This is a genomic window from Oleiphilus sp. HI0066 (assembly GCF_001635725.1).
In genome coordinates, this window is sequence record NZ_LWFH01000977.1 from 1 (window position 1) to 987 (window position 987).

1 protein-coding gene is annotated in these 987 nt (G+C 49.0%); it reads left to right on the forward strand.

What is annotated here, in order from left to right:
- Positions 1–987, forward strand: a 987-nt coding sequence (locus A3738_RS31035; protein ID WP_197473813.1) for a hypothetical protein, incomplete at both ends; no start/stop codon positions are given.

Genomic DNA, 987 nt, shown 5'->3' on the forward strand with positions numbered 1-987 from the left:
CGATCAGTTGGTCGGTCTAACGATTACGCCACCGTTGCATGATAGCGAAGACTTCAGCTTATCGGTGTTGGCGAGCGTGGCAGATGTCGATCCTGAGACAGGAGAGGTGAGTACGTCTGAGACCTTGTCGACGATGGATGTTGAGGTTAACGCGGTCGTGGATACGGCGACACTGCTTGATAGTTACGTTGATATCAATGAAGACACTGCATTCAATATTGATATACAAGCGCTTTTAGTCGATCAAGATGGTTCTGAAAGTATCGTTAGCGTTACGTTCTCGCAAGTGCCAGACGGCGCAGTGTTTAGCCACGGTACGGTCAATGCTGATGATACAGTGACCGTATTGGCTGAGGATCTAGCAGCGCTGACGTTAACGCCTCCGTTGCATGACAGTACTAACTTCACGCTAGATGTCATGGTGACGCATCAGGAGGAAGATCCAGATAGTGGTGTGATTACGGAAGCGAGTAGCACCGCACAATATCATGTTTCAGTTATCCCAGTGGCGGATGTCCCAACGTTACAAGCGAACGACATTAGCGGAAACGAAGATGAACCGATTAGCCTGGATATAACGGCGGATCTTGTCGATCTAGATGGTTCTGAGTCGATTACTGCGGTGCGTTTCGAGGGTGTTCCGGAGGGCGCGCAGCTCTCAACGGGTGCCGATCAGGGTAGTGGTGTTTGGATCGTGAATATTGACGATTTAGCGAGTCTAACCATACAAGCACCGGCGCATAGTAGTGATGATTTTATCTTGAGTGCGACGGCATTGGTGAATGATGTTGACCCTGAGTCAGGCCTCGTTAGCCAAGTGAGTGACACGATTAGTTTTAATGTAGAAGTGTTGCCCGTTTCAGAACAGGCTGTCGTAGTGGCATCAGCACGTGGAGATGAAGATACAGCGATCGCGTTAAATCTTGATATTAGTCAACCTGACGCGGATGGTTCGGAAAGCATCACAGACATTGTGATTAGTGGTGT